At 49.6% G+C, this 512-nt stretch carries 1 protein-coding gene; it reads left to right on the top strand.

Features of this window, described 5'->3' with window-relative positions; translation table 11 throughout:
* Positions 1-512 (top strand): FAD-binding oxidoreductase (locus tag A3751_RS20900; protein ID WP_156492701.1); only part of this gene is annotated, 512 nt, incomplete at both ends.

Genomic DNA, 512 nt, shown 5'->3' on the forward strand with positions numbered 1-512 from the left:
TCTAAACGAACACCTCGATGTGGATGTATGCGTTATCGGTGCTGGCTTTTCGGGGATATCAAGCGCACTACACCTCGCAGAAAACGGTTATAAAGTCGCCGTACTAGAAGCTGCTCGAATAGGTTATGGTGCAAGCGGGCGCAATGGCGGTCAATTGGTAAATAGCTACTCACGTGACATTGATGTTATAGAGCGAAAATACGGCAAGACGACGGCGCAAGCCCTCGGGAGTATGGCGTTTGAGGGTGGTGACATTATTCGCAACCGTATCGAGAAATATAACATTGACTGCGACTACCGGCCCGGCGGTATTTTTGCGGCATTCAATAAAACGCAAATGGGTCATCTTCAGGGTCAAAAAGCACTATGGGAGAGCCTTGGTCACCAAGGCCTAGAGATGCTCGATGGCGAAGCGATTCACAAAGAGATCGCGACGGATGCATATGTTGGCGGCTTACTCGATAAAACCGGCGCGCATGTCCATCCCTTGAATCTTTTGTTAGGCGAAGTGA

Source organism: Oleiphilus sp. HI0080, assembly GCF_001635135.1.